This window comes from Psychrobacter immobilis (assembly GCF_904846175.1).
Lineage (GTDB): Bacteria > Pseudomonadota > Gammaproteobacteria > Pseudomonadales > Moraxellaceae > Psychrobacter > Psychrobacter immobilis_E.
The window spans coordinates 1-23,251 of record NZ_CAJGZM010000006.1 but is presented as its reverse complement, the minus strand read 5'-3'; the positions used below and the strand labels follow the sequence as shown (position 1 = coordinate 23,251).

At 42.0% G+C, this 23,251-nt stretch carries 18 protein-coding genes; 12 read left to right on the top strand and 6 right to left on the bottom strand.

Going from position 1 to position 23,251, the window contains the following annotated elements:
* The first annotated feature begins 636 nt into the window (after nucleotides 1-636).
* The gene (nagZ, locus tag JMW39_RS09120; protein WP_201546185.1) at nucleotides 637-1,707 is read left to right on the top strand and encodes a beta-N-acetylhexosaminidase; all 1,071 of its coding nucleotides are present in this window, start codon (nucleotides 637-639) and stop codon (nucleotides 1,705-1,707) included.
* Between the two features lie 126 nt (nucleotides 1,708-1,833).
* On the opposite strand, the gene JMW39_RS09115 is transcribed toward nagZ, so the two are convergent.
* Both JMW39_RS09115 and JMW39_RS09110 read right to left on the bottom strand, forming a co-directional pair.
* Entirely contained in the window at nucleotides 1,834-3,513 is a 1,680-nt protein-coding gene (locus JMW39_RS09115) for an OmpA family protein (protein ID WP_201546184.1), read from the bottom strand.
* A 563-nt stretch (nucleotides 3,514-4,076) separates the two neighbouring features.
* Entirely contained in the window at nucleotides 4,077-5,717 is a 1,641-nt protein-coding gene (locus tag JMW39_RS09110; RefSeq protein WP_201546183.1) for a hypothetical protein, read from the bottom strand.
* Between the two features lie 497 nt (nucleotides 5,718-6,214).
* Between JMW39_RS09110 and JMW39_RS09105 the strand changes: the two genes are divergently transcribed.
* From JMW39_RS09105 to JMW39_RS09080, 6 genes are all read left to right on the top strand, one after another.
* A complete protein-coding gene (locus JMW39_RS09105) occupies nucleotides 6,215-6,823 on the top strand; it encodes a rhomboid family intramembrane serine protease (RefSeq protein ID WP_201546182.1) in 609 nt (202 codons plus the stop codon).
* Between the two features lie 175 nt (nucleotides 6,824-6,998).
* Nucleotides 6,999-7,955 (top strand): metallophosphoesterase, encoded by a 957-nt coding sequence (locus JMW39_RS09100; RefSeq protein ID WP_201546181.1) that lies wholly within the window; start codon nucleotides 6,999-7,001, stop codon nucleotides 7,953-7,955.
* A gap of 151 nt (nucleotides 7,956-8,106) precedes the next feature.
* Nucleotides 8,107-8,667, top strand: a complete 561-nt coding sequence (gene purE / locus JMW39_RS09095) for a 5-(carboxyamino)imidazole ribonucleotide mutase (RefSeq protein ID WP_201546180.1) — start codon at nucleotides 8,107-8,109, stop codon at nucleotides 8,665-8,667.
* A 289-nt stretch (nucleotides 8,668-8,956) separates the two neighbouring features.
* Nucleotides 8,957-10,321 (top strand): 5-(carboxyamino)imidazole ribonucleotide synthase, encoded by a 1,365-nt coding sequence (locus tag JMW39_RS09090; protein ID WP_201546179.1) that lies wholly within the window; start codon nucleotides 8,957-8,959, stop codon nucleotides 10,319-10,321.
* The gene (locus tag JMW39_RS09085) at nucleotides 10,321-10,770 is read left to right on the top strand and encodes a YaiI/YqxD family protein (protein WP_021814375.1); all 450 of its coding nucleotides are present in this window, start codon (nucleotides 10,321-10,323) and stop codon (nucleotides 10,768-10,770) included. The genes JMW39_RS09090 and JMW39_RS09085 overlap by 1 nt, the downstream gene beginning before the upstream one ends.
* A 295-nt stretch (nucleotides 10,771-11,065) precedes the next feature.
* The gene (locus tag JMW39_RS09080) at nucleotides 11,066-11,704 is read left to right on the top strand and encodes an NAD(P)H-binding protein (RefSeq protein ID WP_201546178.1); all 639 of its coding nucleotides are present in this window, start codon (nucleotides 11,066-11,068) and stop codon (nucleotides 11,702-11,704) included.
* 131 nt (nucleotides 11,705-11,835) lie between these two features.
* Here the strand turns inward: JMW39_RS09080 and epmA are convergent, their stop codons facing one another.
* From epmA to JMW39_RS09065, 3 genes are all read right to left on the bottom strand, one after another.
* Nucleotides 11,836-12,861, bottom strand: coding sequence for an EF-P lysine aminoacylase EpmA (gene epmA / locus JMW39_RS09075; protein ID WP_201546177.1), 1,026 nt, complete (start codon nucleotides 12,859-12,861; stop codon nucleotides 11,836-11,838).
* A 107-nt stretch (nucleotides 12,862-12,968) separates the two neighbouring features.
* Nucleotides 12,969-14,081, bottom strand: coding sequence for a 4-phosphoerythronate dehydrogenase (locus JMW39_RS09070; protein WP_201546287.1), 1,113 nt, complete (start codon nucleotides 14,079-14,081; stop codon nucleotides 12,969-12,971).
* 129 nt (nucleotides 14,082-14,210) lie between these two features.
* Nucleotides 14,211-15,371: an AI-2E family transporter gene (locus tag JMW39_RS09065; protein ID WP_201546176.1), complete on the bottom strand. Its 1,161-nt coding sequence runs from the start codon at nucleotides 15,369-15,371 to the stop codon at nucleotides 14,211-14,213.
* A 633-nt stretch (nucleotides 15,372-16,004) separates the two neighbouring features.
* On the opposite strand from JMW39_RS09065, the gene JMW39_RS09060 reads away from it, so the two are divergent.
* The 3 genes from JMW39_RS09060 (at nucleotide 16,005) to JMW39_RS09050 (ending at nucleotide 19,599) form a co-directional block, all read left to right on the top strand.
* Nucleotides 16,005-16,184: a hypothetical protein gene (locus tag JMW39_RS09060; RefSeq protein WP_201546175.1), complete on the top strand. Its 180-nt coding sequence runs from the start codon at nucleotides 16,005-16,007 to the stop codon at nucleotides 16,182-16,184.
* Between the two features lie 144 nt (nucleotides 16,185-16,328).
* Complete coding sequence (locus tag JMW39_RS09055; protein ID WP_201546174.1) at nucleotides 16,329-18,032, top strand: NAD+ synthase; 1,704 nt, start codon at nucleotides 16,329-16,331, stop codon at nucleotides 18,030-18,032.
* A gap of 289 nt (nucleotides 18,033-18,321) precedes the next feature.
* Nucleotides 18,322-19,599 (top strand): hemolysin family protein, encoded by a 1,278-nt coding sequence (locus JMW39_RS09050; protein WP_201546173.1) that lies wholly within the window; start codon nucleotides 18,322-18,324, stop codon nucleotides 19,597-19,599.
* A 70-nt stretch (nucleotides 19,600-19,669) separates the two neighbouring features.
* Here JMW39_RS09050 and JMW39_RS09045 read toward each other — a convergent pair whose 3' ends face one another.
* On the bottom strand, nucleotides 19,670-20,386 hold the full coding sequence (locus JMW39_RS09045) for a YggS family pyridoxal phosphate-dependent enzyme (protein ID WP_413786229.1): 717 nt from the start codon (nucleotides 20,384-20,386) through the stop codon (nucleotides 19,670-19,672).
* Between the two features lie 411 nt (nucleotides 20,387-20,797).
* On the opposite strand from JMW39_RS09045, the gene JMW39_RS09040 reads away from it, so the two are divergent.
* On the top strand, nucleotides 20,798-21,853 hold the full coding sequence (locus JMW39_RS09040; RefSeq protein WP_149490560.1) for a type IV pilus twitching motility protein PilT: 1,056 nt from the start codon (nucleotides 20,798-20,800) through the stop codon (nucleotides 21,851-21,853).
* 170 nt (nucleotides 21,854-22,023) lie between these two features.
* The gene (locus JMW39_RS09035) at nucleotides 22,024-23,142 is read left to right on the top strand and encodes a PilT/PilU family type 4a pilus ATPase (protein ID WP_201546171.1); all 1,119 of its coding nucleotides are present in this window, start codon (nucleotides 22,024-22,026) and stop codon (nucleotides 23,140-23,142) included.
* Nucleotides 23,143-23,251 lie beyond the last annotated feature (109 nt).

The window sequence follows — 23,251 nt, the reverse complement described above, 5'->3', positions numbered from 1 at the left end:
AAAAGTATGCAAAATATGCTTCATAGTCCATTCTATATACCTCAGATACAGGAACAGGCGCGCGGCTTATCCTACTATTTGTAGGAGTTTCACTCGCCTTTTTTTATCCAAACTACCCAAAAATGACTATAATTTTTATTCCTATTAAAAGTTATCTACTAAACGGCTATCCATAAAATCCGGCTGTTTTTTACTCTGTTATATTTACCATTAAACCATGCGATACGCCAGCATTAAAAGCGCGTAAACACATCATAGTTATTTTAGTTTTATCGTTAAAAAATCAGTCAATACTAGCATGGCTATAAATATGTCACTGTCTCAAACTGTATAAACAATCTTACCCGCAGCGTCGTTATCTCCTACTTACCAACGTCCACAGCTTCTATCAATCACATTCGTTGCTCTAACTTAATAAATAATTAATTCATCAAAATATATCTTTTAAATCAATTCAGCCGCGACATTATGCTCATCTTATAATAACTGTCATAATATAACCAATATGACACTAAACAGCGATAGCAAATAATGACTATAAATAATGTGCGTCATTGCTTAATGCTTTTTAAGCTTAAACGATAATATAACCCTAAACGATAATATAACCATATCTAGCCTAATAAGGATCACGCAATGTACGGCGTCTTAATGATTGATATCGATAGTACCGCACTGACTGCTGAAGATGTCAGTTTAATCAAACAAGCACAAATCGGTGGGGTGATATTATTTGCTCGCAATGTAGCAGACGCGGCGCAAGTGCGCTCCTTATGTGACGATATACGCTACCACAATGCTGATATCTTGATTGGTGTTGACCAAGAAGGTGGGCGCGTTGCTAGATTACGTCACGGTTTTACGCCATTGCCGGCGATGGGCAGGCTTGGTGAGTTATTTAATCAAGACCCTGACCGCGCCCTGAGCTTTGCTTACGATTGTGGTTATTTGATGGCGGCAGAGGTATTGGCAGTTGGTATCGATTTAAGCTTTGCGCCGGTGCTCGATAGAGATGGTATCAGCCAAGTTATCGGTGACCGTAGCTTTCATCAGGAGCCTCAAGCGATTATCGCCTTGGCAAGCCAGTTTATGCGCGGTATGAAAGACGCCGGTATGGCAACCACCGGTAAGCACTTTCCCGGTCATGGTGCCATCGCGCCTGACTCGCATGTGGCAGAAGCCATCGATACGCGTAGCTTAGATGAGATTATGAATAGTGATATGCAGCCTTTTGCACAGACGTTGCCTTGGCTTGATGCCTTAATGCCGGCGCATGTGATTTTCTCACAAGTCGATAATAAACCCGCAGGATTTTCAAAAATTTGGCTCAAAGACATCATTCGTCAGCAGCTTAATTTTGATGGGGTTTTATTTTCCGATGACTTATCGATGGCCGGCGCACAAGCTGCAGGCAATATTAGCGCCCGCGTCAAAGCAGCGATTGAAGCAGGCTGCGATATTGCCTTAGTCTGTAATGATCGCGTTGCTGCTCACGAAGCGGCCAAAGCGGCACAAGAGCTGCCCTATCCTAACCAAAAACGCATCAAAACCATGTGTGGGCAGTTACCTGTTTGGCAAGGCGATCTTGAATCGACATGCCAGCAGTTTGATTATTGGCAACAAGCAAAAGACAATATCTTGCAGACCTTCTTCCCTAGTCAAACAGAAGCGCGAGCTGATTTAAAAGACCCTACTAATTATAAATAATCTTTGTTAAACGCTAAAGGCGCCATCAATAAAGAATTTAGGCAAAATAAAAACCGCACCTTATTAAGATGCGGTTTTTTGATATTAATAGGTCATTTAAGCTTATAAATAATTGATAAGTGGTTATTAATTATTTGCCTTTGGGTCTAGAGCAGTACCACGGCTTGGATCATCTGAATCTGGTAATAGATCATCATTATTGCGATCTAGCGGATTCAAGTCTGGATTTGGCATAGTGGTATTAACACCGCGATCATCAGCATCAGGCATGAGATCATCATTGTCGCTATCTAAAGGATTTAAATCTGGGTCAAGCGCACTTTTGCTAATGACCATACCATCGTTTGCATTGGCTGTTTCATCATAGACGACAAATTCAATACGGCGGTTGCGGAAACGACCTTGATCAGTGGCGTTATCAGCAATTGGATCGGTCTCACCCATGCCTTTTGTCATCAGCTTACTTGGATCAGCACCCTGCGCGACTAAGTAATCTTTCATCGCTTGCGCACGCTCTTGTGATAATTTCATGTTATAAGCGGCATCAGCAGTTTTATCGGTATGACCAATAATCATCAGCTTCATATTTGGTACTTGCTGCATAATTTTAACGGTATTGTTCAGCAATGGCTTGTTAACTTCTGGAATTACCGCTTTATCTACTTCAAAATTGACTACTTGTAGACTTAGAGCACGAGCTACATCGCGAGGATCAGGATCTTGACCAAGATTATCCATCGCAGCTTGAGACGCTGTTAAGCTATTATCAATCTCGCTCTGCTCATCTAGCGGACCTTCTGCTTTTACCGTCATAGCTGGTGCAGCCGCTTGTAAATCGGCAACCATTTTATCTAATGCCGCAGCATCAGGCGCATTCACGGTAATAGTATCGCCTTTAATCAACATACTGGCGTTTGGCACGTTTTTAACGATAGCGAGAATAGAAGCGAGCTGAGCGGCTGCAGGCATATCAATCGAGAAGTTATCATCGACATCTGCACGGCAATTATTGGCTTCATCACCAAATGTGGCGGTCAAAGCGTCCATAACATTGCTCTGTAACGTCTCATTACCAACGTTCATACGGCAAGCGTATAGTTCACTGTTTTCACCAGTGGCGATACGCAATGATGCAGGTTCAATATCAGCGGCAACTACTGCTTGCCCGTCATTGTCTGCTTGCTGCTCAGTAGCAACTGGCGTACCGACTGGCTCAGGGTTGTCTTGACAACCTCTTAGCAGCGCCCAAGCCAATGCACCCAAGATAATAAGACCAATAATCGGTAGCAGCGCTTTCATAAAGCTGCCTTTTTCTTCCTCTTCGCGGCGGATAGGGTCAGTGCTAACCGTATCAGACAGACGAGCACCAGCAGGTGCCACAGCAATCATACCGGCAGGCAGAACCGTACTTGCCCATACAGGAATATGATGTTGATAACTGGCAAGATTGTCATTTAAAAACTGTGGTGCCGGCGTTGTGCCTGCCAAGCTTTTTATTTCGTGATAGGCCAACGGCGCCGCCATGGCAATGAGACCGCGAGCAGCTGTGGCATCGACGTTATGTTTGCCAGCAAGCTCACGAGCGATTTGATCGCGGTGCGCACCGTCAGTCCATACGCGGTCATAAAACCCTTGATCATCACGGGCGATATTTTCATTAGCAAAACGACTATAAGTGTCGTTATCCGCTAGGCGCGCGGCAAAAATAGCATAAAACTGTTCAAGTAAATTTTTCTTCGCAGGATTGCGGTCATCTCCTAATACTGCAGGGCTCACTGTCCGCGTTAAGTGACTGATAATATCCATAGTGTCATTCCTCAATTAATCGTTATTTTTAGTAGCTTGCTATATATAAAAGTAGCTTGTTATATAAAGTAAATTCTCAAAATTTGGCGTGTTGATATCGAATTGTCAGTATTTAATTGATAGATACTGAAATAATAAGCGCTTAATGACTGACAGCTGATTATTCATAATTGATAAGAAATGATAATAATCAATGTCTAACAATACTTAAGCCACTTGTATTCAACTTTTGTTATTATAAAAGTATTAAGGATGCATTCACAATCAATAGGCTGTTGTGCAATTGCTACGTTAAGTAATGTTTCAGTTGTTACACGTAACTGCGATGCCTTTAAAGTACAAATTACTAACATATAAATAGATAAAATCTCGCTACTCCATAAGCTAAACAGTCATTTTCAACAAGCATTTAGCATGGCTGGTCTTTACCTCTACTATATTTACTTAGCTATAAGCAGAAAAAGGGAGGACAGTTAATTATTGCTACTGCCCTCCTTTTAGCTATTTACTTTGAATTCATTACTTCCTATACATCTCTTATTGTAGTCTTATTCTAACTTTAGTTATTTTCTGACTTGGGCAGGTTCCGCCACTATGACACTGCTTGCCATATCATCAACTTCAGATTCTGAGAAAGGTCCAGGCGGCCTGGTTGATGCTGGACGTTCGTTATTGACAGGCGCATTATTCATAGGAACGCTATTCATGGCAGCGTTATTGCTAGGTTGGTCATACGTAGGCGGATTATTAAAATCATTATTGCGCGCCGGTGCTGGCATCACGCTATCACCTGTATCATCGTCCGTAGCTTGATAATCATTATTGCCGTTAACATTGTTATTAGCATTGTAGTTGTTAACATCGTACTGATTGTTTGCGCCATTCATATCAGCAGCTCCCATACCGTCATTATTAGGTAATGGCAGCGGCGCGGTACTATCAACCATCATCGTAGGTACTAAAGTACGAATATCTGTAGCCAGTTGCTGCAGCTGCATGCTATCTGGCGCTTCCAACATCATGCGATCATTTTGCAGCTGCAAACGAGCAAATGGGGTCGCTCTTAACAGTGTCAAAATATTAGGTAGTACCTCTATAGGCATATTGGCAATATTATTCGCAATGCCTTCTTGCACTGTAAATTGACACATACCCGCCTGCTCACCAAAGCTACTATTAAGCGCTTGTTGCAGCGTATCTTGGAGTGCAACATCACCGACAGAGGCAGTGCAGGTATAAAGACTGCCACTATTATCTACGCCAACGATAAGCTCAACCGGCGTTAAGGTTTGCGCTGGCGGCTCAGCGATAGGCGATATGACAGCAGGCGCAGTCACAACTGGCTCTACAGGCGTTACGTTATTAGGCTTAATTAACAATGCCCATACCAACCCAATCGCTGTAATTGCCGCCAGTAATAAAAACACTCTTATCAATAAATCATTGCGTTGGTTACGGGTCCGTACTTTCTGGCGCTTAAGACTGCCGTTTTCTGCTAAGTGGTGCTCAGCAGGATTGGCATGAATAGCGCTCGTATCTAGACTGTTATCAAAACTTTCATTAGCAAGTTCTGCTGCCTCGTTTGGTTCTGTTATCAAGTTCTCAGAAGGAATTACCACACTGGCATCATACTTATTTAATGAAACAGGAGCGGCTGCTATATCTGCTACCGCGCTTTGAGCATTAAACAGCTCATCCTCATCATGTTGCGCCGCGGTAATCAATGGAGCCAACCATATCGGCAGATAATGACGAAATGACGGTTGTTGGCTTTGCAAAAATGCCGGCAAAAACTGTCCGTTTGCCATTACTTTAAGCTCGCGATAAGCCAAAGGTGCTGCATTCATAATAAGCTTTATGGTTGTCACCTCATCAATATGATGGGTCGCTGCAAGCTCTTGGATAATGGTTTGGCGCGCGCTTGGTGCTTGCCATAATTGTTCAAATAATGGTGTCTCTATTATATTTTCATTAGCAATCGGCTCATCATCACGCAGTAATTGCGAGTAAATTTGGGGTAACGCCAAACGCGCCGCCAACATGGCATAAAACTGTTCTAATAAGCTGACATGAGATACGCTGCTGTTATCAACTTGACCAGTATTGTCGTCATTAACGTAGACGCCGCTAATATTGCCGTCATTACTATAGCCACCCAACACCGCTGAGGTCACTGTTTGTTCTAATTGGTCGATGATATTCATAAGTTATTGCCTTTGTCGGCGTTGATTTAGGATATGTAGCAGCGATTTCTTTTTTTGACTTCAGTTTTATACGCTGTAGACTATAGCACGGTTATGAAACTGCGCGTTTAACTGGTCATCTGTTAACAAGTAATAAGGACATATAAATTGCCTACTATTCATGACGCTTTATTGTTATTTAAATAGTTATAAATCCAAATAAATATCGCCTAATATTTGCTTGTTTTTTGGTGAATTTTTATTCTGTCGTTAAACTTTACGGTCAGTATACGAAGCATTACTTAGTTGCCTGTTGCGCTGTTATATTATTCAATATAAACGATTATTAAAGCATAATTTTGTCGTCTATTGGTTTTTTGCCTTAGCATCACTGTTGGTTTCAGCTTTTGCTATTTATCAGCAACCATATTTAGCTATTACTTATCCAACTTATTTGGTCTTTAAGCACTACGCTCTATAACAATGCCCTCTATCAGGCTCGGCCTAAGGACTCTCCTTTGTTTAACCATACGACGCTTATTATCATCATTACTGTTATTGTCAGTCTACTTGCATGGCAAAACAAAACCTTGTTTAATCGGCTGATTTTTTATCCACCAGCGGTGAATAATGGTCAATGGGATCGATTTGTGACTCATGGTTTTATTCATGCTGATGGAATGCATCTGCTGTTTAACATGTTCACCCTATACTTTTTTGGTCGTGCGATCGAAGGTCTGTATCAGCCATTTTTATTCGGTTATGGTTTCGTAGTTTTTTATGTATTGGCTATCGTTGTCGCAATGATTCCAAGCTATATTAAAAACAAAAATAGTGCCAGCTATCTAAGCCTTGGAGCGTCAGGCGGCGTATCGGCGGTACTGTTTGCTTTTATTCTACTAGCACCGTGGGAAAAGATTTATCTATTTGCCGTTATTCCTATTCCAGCGATATTGTTTGCAGTTGCTTATATTGCTTATAGTATTTACGCCGATAAACGTGGTGGCTCAAATATCAATCATATGGCACACATGTGGGGCGGCGCGTTTGGGATAATTGCAACTATTATTTTAGAGCCTCAAGTTCTACCGCACTTTTTAAATGCGCTATTATCTCCTGGGTTTTAGAGTTTTCTATTAAAAATAATTAATAAGAATAAGTAATAAAAATTAACCGTAAAAATTGAAATAAAAGCTTGGTTTATGAGAGTAGCTTAATGAATTAAGCAATGATTAATTAATGTAGTTTGATGTTTTACATAGATTTATATTTAACAAAATATTTAAGAATTTGATAATTATTATGATTATAGATGTGATTGGTGATATTCACGGTTATGCAGATAAGTTGGTCGGTCTACTAAAGCAGTTGGGCTATATTCATAATGGCACCCATTTTGTACCGCCATGCGGTCATCGGGCGCTATTTATCGGCGACCTAATGGACCGTGGACCGCAGCAAGTAGCGTCGCTAGAGATAGTATTTGCTATGTTAGATGCAGATGTTGCCGATGCGGTGATGGGCAATCATGAATATAATGCATTAACTTTTGCCATGCCTGACCCAGAGCAACCTGAGCACTATTTACGCTCGCATAGCGCTGTTCATGTGCGCCAGCATGAAGCGTTTTTAGCAGAAGTACCGTTTGGCTCAGAAGTGCATCAATACTGGCTGCAGCGCTTTTATGAGATTCCCTTGTGGCTCGAGACTGACTACGCTTGCTTTGTACACGCTTGCTGGGATGTCGATAGCATGGCGGTATTGAAGCCGCTTTTGACTGCCGATAATTGCCTGACGCCTGCAGCCGTCATTGCCACGGCGCAAAAGAATAGCCCTGCTTATGAAGCGCTTGAGCGCGTGCTAAAAGGCGTAGAAACCGCGTTACCCGATGGTTTAGTCATGGTCGATAAAGATGGTGCAGCGCGCTCGCAAGTACGTGTGCGCTGGTGGCTTGATGAGCTTAACAAACGCACCATTCACGAGATTGCCCGTGCACCCAGCTCAGGATTGGCGCAAATACCAAGTGATGCCCTAGCGGAAAATATCGAATTTGCCCTTAAAACCCATAAGCCGGTATTCGTCGGTCATTATTGGCTGACCGGTACACCGAAACCCCTTAGCCCGCAGGTCGCTTGTACCGATTATTCAGCAGCGATTGATAGCGGTTATCTGACCTGCTATCAGCTCGATACCGAGCAGCCATTACCGCTTAAAGCTTATAATTTCGTACAGTATCGCCATGATGCCCATGATGTATAACAAAAGAGAGATTCATAAAAAAGAGAGATGCATAAAAAAGATAAATGCATAAAATCAGCGTTATTTAGCCCGCTTTGCTATTAAACAGCAAACTTGGCTTTACGAAGGCAGCAAAACTTTTGTATGATGGTCTTTTTGAGGATATCAAAGCATGAGCACTACGTCGGCTACCGTTACCCCTGTTGAGCAAAACAGCCTAATTACTTCTCCTGCTGGTCAGCCAAAAGTAGGTATTATAATGGGCTCACAGTCTGATTGGGCAACCATGAGTGCAGCGGCGCAACTACTTGCCGACTTTGATATCGCCTTTGAATGTGAAGTGGTGTCAGCGCATCGTACCCCTGATAGATTGTTTGATTATGCCAAAAGCGCCAAAGGTAACGGTTTACAAGTGATTATCGCTGGCGCTGGCGGAGCAGCGCATCTGCCTGGCATGTGTGCCAGTCAAACGCCGCTACCTGTCTTTGGTGTCCCTGTTAAGTCATCAATGCTCAGTGGTTGGGATAGTCTGCTTTCTATTGTACAAATGCCAAAAGGTGTTGCCGTTGGGACCTTAGCGATTGGTGCAGCTGGCGCCTATAACGCTGCTCTCCTTGCTATTCAAGTACTTGCCTTGCATGATGAAACAATTGCGACTAAGCTGGATAACATGCGTCAAGCGCAAACTGATACTATCCTTGCCAGTCCAACACCCGGTATTATTAACGCGTAAAGCCTGCCAAATAGCGTTAGTTTTTAGCAAAAAATACGATTAGCCAACAGCAATATGAACAAAGAAACATTAAGCACAATCATCTGATTCTTTACGCTAAATATCAAACCTGAATACCAAATCTAACGAGCAATGCTCTAAACTTGATATTTTTGACCAGATGCGTTCTACTAAATACAAGGTGCATACAGTGCACCTTTTCCTATTTTAATAGCATAAGTTTTATCCCGTAATTTTTAGATGTTAATACTCAAAACCCCTTATTCATTTTTAATGTAAAGAGCCTGCCATGACTACAGCGAACGCTTATCCTGTTACCCAAACCATTCGTACCATCGGTATTTTAGGCGGTGGTCAGCTTGGTATGATGCTCGCCGAAGCCGCCATCCCGCTCGGTTATCAGTGTGTATTTTTAGAAGATAATGCTGACTGTCCTGCCAGCCTATATGGCAAAGTCTTTCATAGTGAGCAGTTAGAAGCATTTATTGCGGCAGCTGACGTCTTTACCTTAGAGTTTGAAAACACGCCTACTGCCACAGTTGAGCAATTGGCTAGCCTATCAAAATCTAGCGATAAACAAGGCATGTTTCCGCCACCGATTGCCCTTGATATCGCCCAAGATCGCTTGAAAGAAAAAGGCATGTTTAATGAGCTTGATATCGCTACCGTGCCATTTATGGCGGTCAATTCTGAGGCAGAATTAAAGCACGCTTGCGACGAGCTAGGCTTGCCTATCGTCCTAAAAACCAGCCGCGGCGGTTATGATGGTAAAGGTCAGTTCGTTATTAGAGAAGAAAGCGATATTAACGCAGCTTGGCATGAGCTTAAAGATGCGGTTAGCGGCAAAGGCGCACTGACGCCAACGCCTGCGCCACTTATTGCAGAAGGCTTTATTAACTTTAGCCGTGAAGTATCTATCATTGCTGCACGCGCGCAAAATGGTCAAGTACGCTGCTATGATTTGGTCGAAAATCATCATCATAATGGCATATTGGCCAAAACCCGCGCGCCAGCCGTTGGTACCAGCCATTTGTTTCAACAAGCAACCGATGCCATTATCACTGTGATGAATCATCTAGGTTATGTTGGTGTGATGGCGCTTGAGCTGTTTGTGAGCAAAGATACTCGTGGTAACGACTATCTGCTTGCCAACGAGATTGCCCCGCGCGTCCATAACTCTGGACATTGGAGTATCGAAGGCGCGATTACCAGCCAATTTGAGAATCATATCCGCGCTGTGGTCAATCTGCCTCTGGGCGATACCGACAACGTCCACCCAGCGATTATGCTTAATGTATTGGGGCAGTATCCTGATATCAGCGCGGTGTTAAACATAGATGGGGCGCATTATCATAGCTACCATAAGGCGGAGCGTGAAGATCGTAAGATTGCGCATATTACCCTGATGCCAAACGATGTTGCTGACTTAGATATTGCCCTTGCTAAACTGGTTACTGTATTGCCTAATAAAGTGGGTCTTGATAAAAAGTTAGCGCCTACGATTACTGAGAACCAAGCAAAAACATTAGAGCAAGCAACTAACGCGGAAACAGACCACGCTGTAGAAGAAACTGCTATCCATGTTAAAGACAGCCAAACAAAGGCTTTAGGAGATATAGACGCATTATTAAACGTAGATAAGGCCAAGAAATAATGCAGATTTGGGTAGATGCAGATTCAGTGCCACTGATTGCCAAAGACTTGATTATCAAAACGGCTGAACGTACGCAAACCATGGCGATATTCGTCGCCAATCAGCCAATCAAACTGCGTAAGTCGCCGCTGCTCGTTATGACAGTGGTGCCATCAGGGTTTGATAAAGCCGATGATTATATCGTTGAGCAAATCCAGCCTGGCGATTTGGCCATCACTAGCGATATCCCTTTGGCAAATGATATTTTAGATAAAGGCGGTATGGTTTTGACCACACGCGGGATGGTCTATGACAAAAATAACATCAAGCAAAAGCTCAATATGCGCGATTTTATGGATACCATGCGCGGCACTGGCGTGCTTGAGCTGCAAGAAATGAGTGGGCAAAAGCCTTATGGTGATCGCGATAAAAAAGCCTTTGCCGATGGTCTTAATCGCTTAGTGCGTTAACTTTCTGACTCATTATTTAGCAATTACCCTTTCTAAAGCTTCTTACCTTCTTTTTATCATTATAAATAACAGCCTTTATAAAGAAAAACTTTTATAAAGAGCAACCTTGCAATCCCTATACACTCCATAACCAAACACTATGCAAACGGCACGCTTCATAACGAAGTGTGCTAATCATTGTTGTTACGCTATATGCAGCTTTTAAACTAATCGGTTTTTGAATAATTTGTTTTTAAACAATAAGTTTTAAAATAACGATAACGTATATAAAACGCATATAAAGATAGGAATGATGATGAAAATTTTAGTGATTGGTGCCAGTGGTCGAGTGGGTACAGATTTGGTCAAGCAGTTATTAGCCAATAACCATCAAGTTATAGGGACAACCCGTCAAGATGAAAAACTCTTTAACGATGACAATTATAGTCAGTTAGATTTAGATATCACTGCTGAAAAAGAGGCTATTCAAAAGCAAATCGAGCAAGATATTGATGCCGTCTATTTCGTTGCGGGCTCTGGTGGTAAAGATGTCTTAGAAGTCGATTTACACGGCGCGGTTAAGACCATGCAAGCCGTGGAAGATAAAGGTATCAAACGCTATATTATGCTAAGCACAGTATTTTCATTAGACACCAGCAAATGGGATAGCCCTGGTATTGCTGATTTAAAAGAATACTATATCTGCAAGCATTACGCTGATCAGTGGTTAGTTAATAACAGCAGCCTTGATTACACTATCGTGCAAGCAGGTGCGCTAAAAGAGCGTGCAGCGACTGGTAAAATCACCATCAACGATGACAATGCGGGTGAAAACTCAATTGAGGATGTGGCTACGACGTTGGCTGCTGTACTTAATGCTAATAATACGATTAAGAAAGTATTTAGTATGCAGAACGGTGACATAGCAATTGATAAAGCGATTGCTAAATTATAATAGAGTGCAGCTCTGCAGCAATTAAAGAAAGTAAAAAGCGAGTAAGCCTTCCGGTTTACTCGCTTTTTTCTTTTGGGCTATTCAAATAATTCTTAGCTGTGTCAAAATCTATTAGCAAGCAAGCAAGTAATCTAAGCCAAACCACTGGGAAAAGGAATCACGTCCTCTAAGCTGCTAGCGCCTGTGATAACCATAAGTAACCTATCAATACCAACAGCGATACCGCTGCAAGGTATCAAGTCATCAGACGCTGCTAATAAATGCTCATCAATTGGCATTTGTGGCAAGTTATGACGCCGGCGTAATTGATTGTCGCGCTCAAAACGTTCCCCTAAGGCCTGCCCATCTGCCAGTTCATCATAAGCATTGGCAATCTCAATACCATTAATATAAAGCTCAAAACGTTTAGCGACTGTATTACCGTCTTTATCCACCGCCGTTTTTGCCAATGCCGCAGTTGCAGGTGGATATTCTATAATCAACGTCGGCAAATCGTGACCCAGATTTGGCTCGACGGCATGACTAAATAATAAATCTAACCAACTTTGGCGAATATCCTCTTCGCTGTTGGCTGCGCCGCTTTCTGTACTATTAAAATCAAAGCCTGTTAAACCTTTATCTTCTGCCACGGATTGTAGTGCCGCAATACCGGCAGTCAGCGGATGAATACCAACAAAATCCATAAAGGCATCGACGTAACGGTAATGACTTAGCACAATCGGATAGCCATATAGCGCTTCTAATAGCTCGCCCAATTCAGCAGCCATATCATCTAGGCTATAGTTCGGTTGATACCATTCGAGCATGGTAAATTCAATATTGTGACGGATACCTATCTCATTATCTCGAAATACCGGACAAATCTGATAAATGGGTACCTGCCAGCTGGCAAGTAAGCGCTTCATCGCAAACTCAGGCGAAGTATGCAAATAATAGGTAAAAGGTTTATCTTGATAAGTAACTTGCGCCGCAACCGACTGCAAAAAGGTATCGGTATTGCCCGCTTGTGATAACAACGGCGTCTGCACTTCAAGCACATGACGTGTGGCAAAAAACTGCCGAATAGCACTCATAAATTGCGCACGCTTTTGTGCCATCGATACAGTCATCGTTGGCTCATAGCTAGGTTTCAAAGGAGCATTACTTGCTTGGTTCATTATTATTTACTGTCATTTAAGAATAAAAAATAGATTTTGAAATGGTGTTTTAGGTTTTAAGCTTGCCTGACCTTTAAAACTAGCTAACTTTTAAAAGTGCCTAACTTTCACGATTGCCATTCACGGCGTAAATGATAATCTCGGCGCAATTGATCAAAGTCTATACCCTTTACTTGCCCATCAGCTAACTTGCTTCGTAGTGAAGCATCATCTTGCATAATGTCATAAAACTTAATCAGCCTTTCTGGATGCGCCTTAAGCTCAGACCATAAAAACATATTGAGTGGTAATAGTGTGTGCATAGACTGCACAGGTGTGACGGCCAGTTTTTCACAGAGCGCATCATAGATAATTTGCGTACCACGTAGCTTACCTTCGACCGTATAACCGGCGATATGCGGAGTCGCAATCGCAAGTTTGGATAGTAACTGCTCAGAAATTTCTGGCTCATGTTCAAAAACATCAAGCACCACTCGACGACCCGTACACTTAATATCTGCTTCTAATTCAGCTGCATTAATCACAGGCCCGCGCGCGCTATTGATTAATAAAGTCTCTGACGGCATCACATCTAATGCATTTTTATCGATTAAATGCCGAGTTGGATAGTCGCTGCCATTAGGATTAGTATTATCTTTTTTATCGGTTAACGGCACATGCAAGCTAATCACATTACTTTGGCTCAATACTTGCGCAAGGCTAGCATTATTAATATTTGATGCAGGCAGTAGCGGATCGTAACCCAATACCTGCCAACCTAAATCATAGGCATATTGAGCAAGAGTACTACCAATATTGCCCAGTCCGATAATACCCAATGTCACTGGCGCTATCGATGGCTGCCAATACTGCGGGCACAAGGTTAAGATAGCGGTTAATACATATTGCGCAACCGAGTGCTTACTACAGCCTGCGGCATTGGCAAAGGTTATATTACGCGCTGCCAAGTAGTCTTGATCGACATGATCAATACCGATTGTTGCCGAACCAACAAATTTAACACTGTTATTCTCTGCCAATAGCGCCTCGCTAACTAGCGTCACCGAGCGTATCAATAGCACGTCAGGCTGACACTCTGCAATCAGTTGCGCATTGATATCACGTCCAGCGACGGCAATAATGTTCACCGTGGGCTTAGTCTCTTGCCCAAGCGTCGATGCATTAAAAAATTCATCGAGACTGGCAATATTGCTATCGGCAACGATGGTCAGAGGACGAATATTTTCATTAGTCATAACGCTGGCATTAGGCATCTTTAAACATCCCTATTTATAAAGGTTTATTATCAATAATCGAATTATTAGAACCGTATATTTTTATGACGAACTTTATGCGTTTCTCTTTTGAATTTATAAGTTGTCAGTAGAAGTGATTGTTTCATCTTCACTTTGCACATTAACTTTAGGTAATTTTCGACCGTCAGCCAACATCACTTCATGCTCAGCAAATAATTCATTCTTATGCTGCGATATCCACTCACGCCATACCGCAAGGCCAATTGCCAATACCACAGGACCGATAAACAACCCAACGAAACCAAACGCCGTCAGACCGCCCAATACTCCGATAAAAATAATGATAAAAGGAATTTTGGTCGCGCCACTGATGACGATAGGACGGATAAGATTATCAACCCAACTGATGACCAATATGCCCCAAAGCCCTAAACCGATACCTTCTACGGTATGGCCTTGGCTTAATAACCAAATAGATACTCCGCCCCAAACAAACGGCGTACCAAAGGGGATTAAAGCAATGATAAAAGTGACGATGGTCAATAAAATAGGACTTGGCGCACTAGCGAAATAATAACCAATACCAGCGAGGAGTGCTTGTGCCAACGCGGTCAGACCAATGCCATAAACCACTGCGCGCGTGGTCGTACCGACCGAATCAATATAACCATCGATGCGATTGCCAATAACATTGCGTAACGCTTGACGGATTTGACGCACCAAACTGGTGCCATCACGATAGAAGAAAAACAGTGTCATCAGCGCCATGCCAAGCTTAGCCAAACCACTGAATACCACATCAAATGCCACTTTGCCATAATATAGATGCGACTGCACCCACAGACGAAATGCTTCTAACGTCCCTTCAGGATTCTTATTGATTCTCCATAGCACATCTTTGACTTGCTGACCGATGATTGGCAAGTCCTTTATCGAGTCAGGCACGTCTAAATAGCCAACTTTGATACGATAGACTAAATTAGTAATCAAGCTTAGCGCTTCTTGCTGCAAGATAAAAACACCGACGACGAGCGGCACACCGATCATAAGTATGATGCTCACCGTCATAATGGCGGCGCTAAGATTTGAGCTAAAGCGAACTCGTTGATGAAAAAAATTATAAATAGGAAAGGTGACGTACGCTAAAATTGCTGCCCACAGTGCCGGTACAATAAAAAACTGTACGACTTGGAAACACAATACAATCAGCACCACTAGCAAAGTAATGGCCAATAAGCGCTGAATAATAAATTCTTTTGTCCAGTTTTCGATCATAGTGTATAAACCAAGAGCGGGCAGCACACAGCCAATTCGGCTCTGCTGTAAAGTTTATAAATAGGTGTATAGAAATCACAGATTATGTCCATCATCTATATCCATTAGCGAGTATTTTGCAGTGTAAATTTTGAGCAATAGATTTGGTTGATAAGTTAAGTATAAAATAGTTGCGACAAATCACGCCCACAATAGCGATACCGTACCATAGAGCGCTTTCATAAACACCTTAATCAGCTATAAAAACAGTATTAATCTACAAAAATTGCTTTAGGTGATGAAAACAGTATTTATTCGATATCCGCCTACATTATCCATCTATATTTACAGCGTAAAACCAAACCATAACAACGACTTATTATGCCTCAAAGCACGCTAGATAAATAAGGCTATGTTGTAATCTTTACTTACAATTATCTGTATGCAGTTGGCAAGAATATTGATATTTACTGTTGGAAATCATCAATTAAAACCATTCGTTTAAAACAATAGCTATTTATCGGCTTTTTGCTTTTTCTACTGACTTCTACTGTAATGACTGGCACGCTAAATCACTGCTCAGTTCTATTCGTACGGACAATTGATGTTATACTAAAGGGATTAATTTGAACGCTTAAATGCTGCCAAGTTGGTGTGACCTTATTTATTTTTGTCATTATCAGCCGTAGCGTTTTGAAAATTACCTCTTACAATCCTTATTTGCCCCCTACTCTAAACGGTCTTAATAACTTGCCTTTTAGAGCAGCGTTGCATATTTTGGTATTGTCGATGCGCATTGCATTAATGCCTATCCAAGCGTTGCGCTTAGCATAGATTCACTATTCAAGAATCGTGTTTTAAGAGCATGAGTACATACTTATATTTTGCATTAATTTCAAAAACTATTTTGATTTGGTTTTATTTGAAACCAAGACGGATTCAACACATTTAAACAACCTATTGATAGGAACAATAACAATGTCAAAAGACACTACAAAAGATACTGATAACCCCAACTCTACTGCCTCAAATTACGCCAATACGGCATCTAAACCGCAAGATAGCGTTACTTTTGCATTAGCCCAATCCCATTTTTTAGTGGGGGATATCACTGCCAATGCTGAAAAAATGCGCACGCTTGCACTACAAGCCCGTGAGCAAGGCGCGGATGTCATCATCTTCCCAGAGCTAGGATTATTGGGCTACCCACCGCAAGATTTGTTGCTACGTCCAAGCTTATCGGGTCGTATCAAAAGCGCGCTATCAAGCTTAAGTGATATTGATGATATCGTGATGATTGTAGGCTACCCGCATGTCGACCATCATGGCACCTTTAACTCAGCAGCCATTTTGCACAACGGCCATCAAAAAGGCTTTTATCATAAGCAAATCTTGCCAAACTATGGCGTATTTGATGAGCGTCGTTATTTCGATAAAGGTCGCAATCAAGTTTTATTTGACTATAAAGGCATCACCATTGGTCTGCTTATCTGCGAAGATTTGTGGGAAAAAGGTCCGATTGCCGAGCTTAAGAAACAAGGCGCTGATCTAATTGTGAGCTTAAACGCCTCACCATTTGAGATTGAAAAACAAGACAATCGTAAAACCATGCTCGCCAAACGTAGCCGCGAAAACAATTTACCGATCATTTATCTAAATGCCGTTGGCGGTCAGGATGATTTGGTATTTGACGGTGGCTCTATGGCGATTCAAGCCGATGGTAGCGTTGCTCATGAAGCGGCACGCTTTATGAATCAGCTCATGCTAGCGACATTTGACGTAAAGACAGCAAAATTTGATACGCAAGCAAAAGCACCTTTATCATTAAGCCGTGAGTCGGAGATGTACCAAGCGCTAGTCGTTGGTTTACGTGATTATGTCAATCTTTCAGGCTTTACTGGCATCATTGTTGGTTTATCAGGCGGTATTGATTCAGCCTTAACCCTGTGTATCGCTGTCGACGCCTTAGGCGCAGATAAAGTATATGCGGTGATGATGCCGTACGAATATACCTCACAAATCAGCTTAGAAGATGCGCAAGCACAGGCCCGTCGCTTAAACGTTTCTTATACGGTCTGCCCAATTTTTGATGCGGTCGAAGGCATCCGTCATACCTTAGCGCCATTATTTAATAAATCACCTGCTGATACTACCGAAGAGAATATCCAAGCGCGCGCACGCGGTGTGGTGCTAATGGCACTGTCTAATAAATTCGGTCATTTGGTCATCACCACGGGTAATAAGTCAGAGTTAGCTGTTGGTTATTCAACATTATACGGTGATATGGCTGGCGGTTTTGATGTGCTAAAAGACGTGTATAAATCGCAAGTATATAAACTTGCTAGCTACCGTAACCGCTTAGAAGATACGCCGGTTATTCCTGAGCGCGTGATTACGCGTCCACCATCGGCTGAGCTGCGTCCTGATCAAAAAGACCAAGACAGCCTGCCTGACTATGATGTCCTAGATGGTATCTTAATGTCGTATATCGATGAAGATATGGGCTATCAAGATATCGTCGATAAAGGCTTTGATGCTGATTTGGTTGCCAAAGTCATTAAAATGGTTGATAACAGCGAGTACAAACGCTCGCAAGCACCGATTGGCACTAAGATTAGCCATAAAGCCTTTGGTCGTGAGCGTCGTTATCCACTGGTGAATAAATGGTCAATAAAAGGCTAAGACTTAACTACTGATTTATCATTACAACCTTTTAGATAAGCCGTTATTTTTTAGATTAATGTCTATTTAAATGACAAGCTAAAAGGTTGGATAACTTTCAGTTTTTATACAATGTTATTCAAGTGTTTTATCATTAGCTGGGCGCTTACCCAGCTTTTTTAGTTTTTATCGATAAATATTTTCGTTATCTACTAACGTTTCTAAATATTCATACATAGTTTCTTAATTCTCATTATTCCAACTATTATTTTTTATTTAACTACCCTACCTATTTTTATCCGAGTCCTTCATGAGTTTGCTAACCGCTACTATCTTCCTTCTTTTATTACTTACCTTGAGTGCTTTTGTCTCTGCCGCCGAGATTGCCATCGCTGCTGGTCGCAAGATTAAACTCCAAATCATGGCAAAAGAAGGTGAAGTCCGCGCCCTTGATGTCCTGCATATGCAAGAAAATCCTGGTGGATTTATTACTGTGGTGCAAGTTGTTCTTAACGCCGTCGCCATTTCAGCCGGTGCGGTTGGTGAGTCAGCCATTAGCCCTTATTTGCAGCTGTTGATCAAGCATGAAGCGGCGGCATCCATTATCTCATTTGTCCTTATTACCAGTTTATTTTCCCTACTTGCTGATTTGATGCCTAGGCGCTTGGCGATGTCTAATGCAGAAATCTTTGCTGTGCGACTGGTACGCCCTATGATGGCTTTGACATTTATTTTTAAGCCGGTTATTTGGGTCTTTGATGGCGCCGCAAATCTCATCTTTGAGCTTTTTAATATATCAACTATTCGTCAAGATGACATGACTCCAGAAGATATCTATGCCGTCATGGACGCTGGCGCTGAAGCGGGTGTGCTCAAAAAACAAGAGCACCATTTGATTGAAAACATCTTTGAGATGCAAGAGCGTACCGTCACCTCAGTGATGAATCCGCGTGAGCATATCGTTTATTTCGATAGCAAAACCAGTACCGAAGAAGTGGTCGAGGTGATGATCGCGCAGCCGCATAATAAGTTTTTGGTCTGTGAGGAAGACGATTTAGAACAAATTATCGGTTATGTAGAGTCGCGCAGCTTTTTAGCCTTGGTACTTAACCAGCAAGAAGTTAGCCTCATTGACAAAGCGCTATTAAAACCGGCGTTATTTGTACCCGATACTTTGTCTTTGTTTGAAGTGTTAGAGATGTTTAAATCGACGGGTGCTGACTTTGCCGTTATCGTCAATGAATATGGCTTGGTGGTTGGTGTCATTACCCTACGCGATGTGATGAGTATTGTCATGGGTGAGCTGGTGACGGTTGAGGAGCAGCCTATCGTGCAGCGTACGGATAATTCTTGGCTTATCGATGGTATGACGCCCATTGAAGACGTCATTCGGGCGCTAGATATTGTTAATTTACCACGCAGTCAGAACTACGAAACCATCAGCGGCTTTATGATGTATATGCTGCGCAAAATTCCTAAAAAAACCGATACCATCGAATACGCCAATTATCGTTTTGAAATTATCGCTACTGACAATCTTAAAATTACGCAGTTACTCGTCACCAAACTTGATGAAGCAGTTAAATAACTACCATACTTTAAGCTCAATGCCAATGTAAGCTTCAAAGGCTTAATTGGTTTAATAACAATAACAAAAGTCAGGCACGTGCACCAAATATTGCCGTGCCGACGCGTACCATGGTAGAGCCGTTGGCAATGGCATCACTCATATCGCCACTCATACCCATGCTCAGCGTATCCCACTGCTGTAATTCTGGATGTTCGCACTTGATGTCTTCAAATAACTGCTTGGTTCGAGCAAAAGCATCAGTGTTAGCTTTCGCCGGTATAATCATTAAACCACGCAATTGCAAACGCTCGTAATGTTTAATGACGCTTATCAATTCGGGCAGATCGGCTGGCAAACATCCTGATTTACTGTCTTCAGTGTCGATATTGACTTGTATCAGCACATTAAGGGGTGACAGCTCAGTGGGGCGTTGTTCATTTAAACGCTTAGCAATAATCTCACGCTCCAGCGTTTGCACCCAATCAAAATGCTCAGCAATATCTCGCGTCTTATTTCGTTGAATACTACCAATATAATGCCAAATAATAGATTCACATTCTGGCTGTTCTCGTAAAACTTGTATTTTCTTAAGCGCTTCTTGCAGATAGTTTTCACCAAAATCACGCTGCCCTTGCCGCACTAATGTCGCAACCATCTCAGCAGACTTGGTTTTAGATACTGCCAATAAAGTGACTTCATTATTCTCCCTTGTCGCTTGTGCACACGCCTGCGCTACTTTTTTATTAACTTGCTGCCAACTTTTAATTAAACTTATATTATCGATGTTACTTTCATCATTTTGCATGGCAAACAAAGTCACATCAGCGGATGTGTTATTTTCATTGGTACGCTTAGATGTATCATTCATAAAAAGCTCACGGAGATAAATAATAGAATAATTTTTATTATAAGTAACTTTTAGTTTAAAAAATTATACCTTAATGAAGAAGATAATAACCTTGCATAAAAGGCTGAAAAATGAAGCTACATTATTTTTGCATTTTATTTATATAGTAGATGGTTAAATAGCCATAGTCTTGTTATTATATTGTTACATGGTCTAACATATGCTACTGAAAAATATAGAAATCGTAACAGAATAGACCATGTTCTTTTAAGATAATTGATTTGAATTGTGTTATAGAATCATTAAACGTTCTAGGCACTTTTTGGCTCACCATTATTTATTGATACTTATTGATAGGAATACCCCATTATGGCTGAAAAGAATAATTTAAGCATCGAAGACTTATTACGCTTTACGGTCAAGCATAAAGCCTCAGATTTACATATCTCAGCCGGTATGCCAGCGATGATTCGTGTTGACGGTGAGATGACGCGTATTAATATGCCTGAGATGAGCCATCAGGTCGTACATCAACTCATCTATGACATCATGAATGATAAGCAACGTGCCGATTTTGAAGAGTTTTTTGAGACCGATTTCTCTTTTGAAATTCCGAATTTAGCGCGTTTCCGTGTTAATGCTTTTAACCAAAACCGCGGTGCAGGCGCTGTTTTTCGTACCATTCCATCTAAAGTTCTAACGATGGAAGACTTAGGTATGGGCGAGGTTTTCAAACGTGTGTCTGACTTTAAACGCGGCGTGGTATTAGTTACAGGTCCGACGGGCTCAGGAAAATCGACTACGCTCGCAGCAATGATTGATTATATCAATGAAACCCGTAAAGAGCATATTTTAACCATTGAAGACCCGATTGAATTTGTCCACGAGTCTAAAAAGAGCTTGATTAACCAACGTGAAGTTCACCGCGATACCTTGGGTTTCGAGCCAGCATTGCGCTCTGCCCTACGTGAAGATCCAGACGTTATCCTCGTTGGTGAGCTACGTGACCTTGAAACCATTCGCTTGGCATTGACCGCCGCTGAAACGGGGCACTTAGTCTTTGGTACTTTGCACACCAGCTCAGCGGCAAAAACCATTGACCGTGTGATTGACGTTTTCCCCGCTGCTGAAAAAGATATGATTCGAGCGATGTTATCAGAATCGCTACAAGCGGTGATCTCGCAAACCCTTTTACGTCGTCAAACCGGTGGACGAATTGCCGCGCATGAAATTATGCTGGGTACACCCGCTATTCGTAACTTGATACGTGAAAACAAAATCGCCCAAATGTACTCCTCTATTCAGACGGGTGCTGGTGATGGCATGATTACCCTAGATCAAACGCTGAAAAACTTAGTGTCCAAAGGTACCATTAGCAAAGATGTCGCACGTCCTTATGCCAAGCAGCCTGAGGCATTTATTTAGTATTGGTTTTCATCATACTAAACGTGCTAGCACTCAGTATTTTATACCATCACAAATTAACAACCATAGATTCTTGCTTAGCTTTATTTATTTTTAATGGTCGTTATTGGCAGTCTTTAAAAGTTTATTGAAGCACCTTTTAATCTATATATTACGAACGTAGGTACGTTATGGACATTGATAAACTTTTACAGCTCATGATTAACAAAAATGGCTCTGACCTCTTTATTACTGCTGACGTCGCGCCGTCCATGAAAATCAATGGGAAAATCTTGCCCGTGGGTAAAACGCCGTTAACGGCTGAGCAAACTATGAGACTGGTTAAAGGTGTGATGACGTCAAGCCAGCAAAAAGAGTTTGACGAAACCAACGAGTGTCAGTTTGCGATTACAGACCAAGCTCAGCAGGCACGTTTTCGGGTTAGCGCTTTTATACAGCGCGATATGGCGGGGATGATTTTACGGAAAATTGAAAATAAAATCCCAACGGTTGAAGAGCTGCGCTTGCCACCGGCATTAAAAGAGCTGGCCATGAAAAAGCGCGGTATTATTTTACTGGTTGGCGCTACGGGTACAGGTAAATCTACCACCCTTGCGGCGATGATTGGACACCGTAACCAAAACTCGCATGGTCATATTATTACCATCGAAGATCCTATTGAGTTTGTGCATAAGCATCGCGGTTGTATTATTACCCAGCGCGAAGTCGGTATCGACACCCACTCTTTTGAAGCGGGTCTAAAGAATACCTTACGCCAAGCGCCAGATGTTATTTTGATTGGCGAGATTCGTAACCGCGAAGTCATGAGTTACGCGATTCAATACGCTGAAACGGGACATTTGGTTTTTGCAACCTTACACGCCAATAACGCCAACCAAGCCATTGACCGTATTATTCATTTCTTTGAAACCAGTCGCCATAATCAGTTGTTCATGGACTTATCTTTAAACTTACAAGCTATTATTGCCCAGCAACTGATTCCAACGCCTGACGGTAAAGGACGACGCGCTGCTATTGAGATTTTATTAAACTCACAGCTGATTAGCGACTATATCCGTAAAGGTGAGGTTCATGAAATCAAAGATGTCATGACGCGCTCACGCGATAGCGGTATGCAAACCTTTGACCAAGCGCTGTTTGATTTATATGAACACGGTGAGATTACTTATAAAGAAGCCATTCTGCACGCCGACTCCCCTAACGATTTACGCTTAAAGATTAAATTGAGTAGTAAAAACGGCACCGCCAATTTAGATGAAGGCGCTGACAGTCGGAGTTTTTCAAGGTAGTTGTCACCATCAAGCTAAATTAAGCGGCTTGTAATCTTTGCTGTTGTTGCTCTTTTACAGGATTTAGCGTTGTTGGCCCTACAGGCTCGCAGTTCCTCACCTCCTGAGT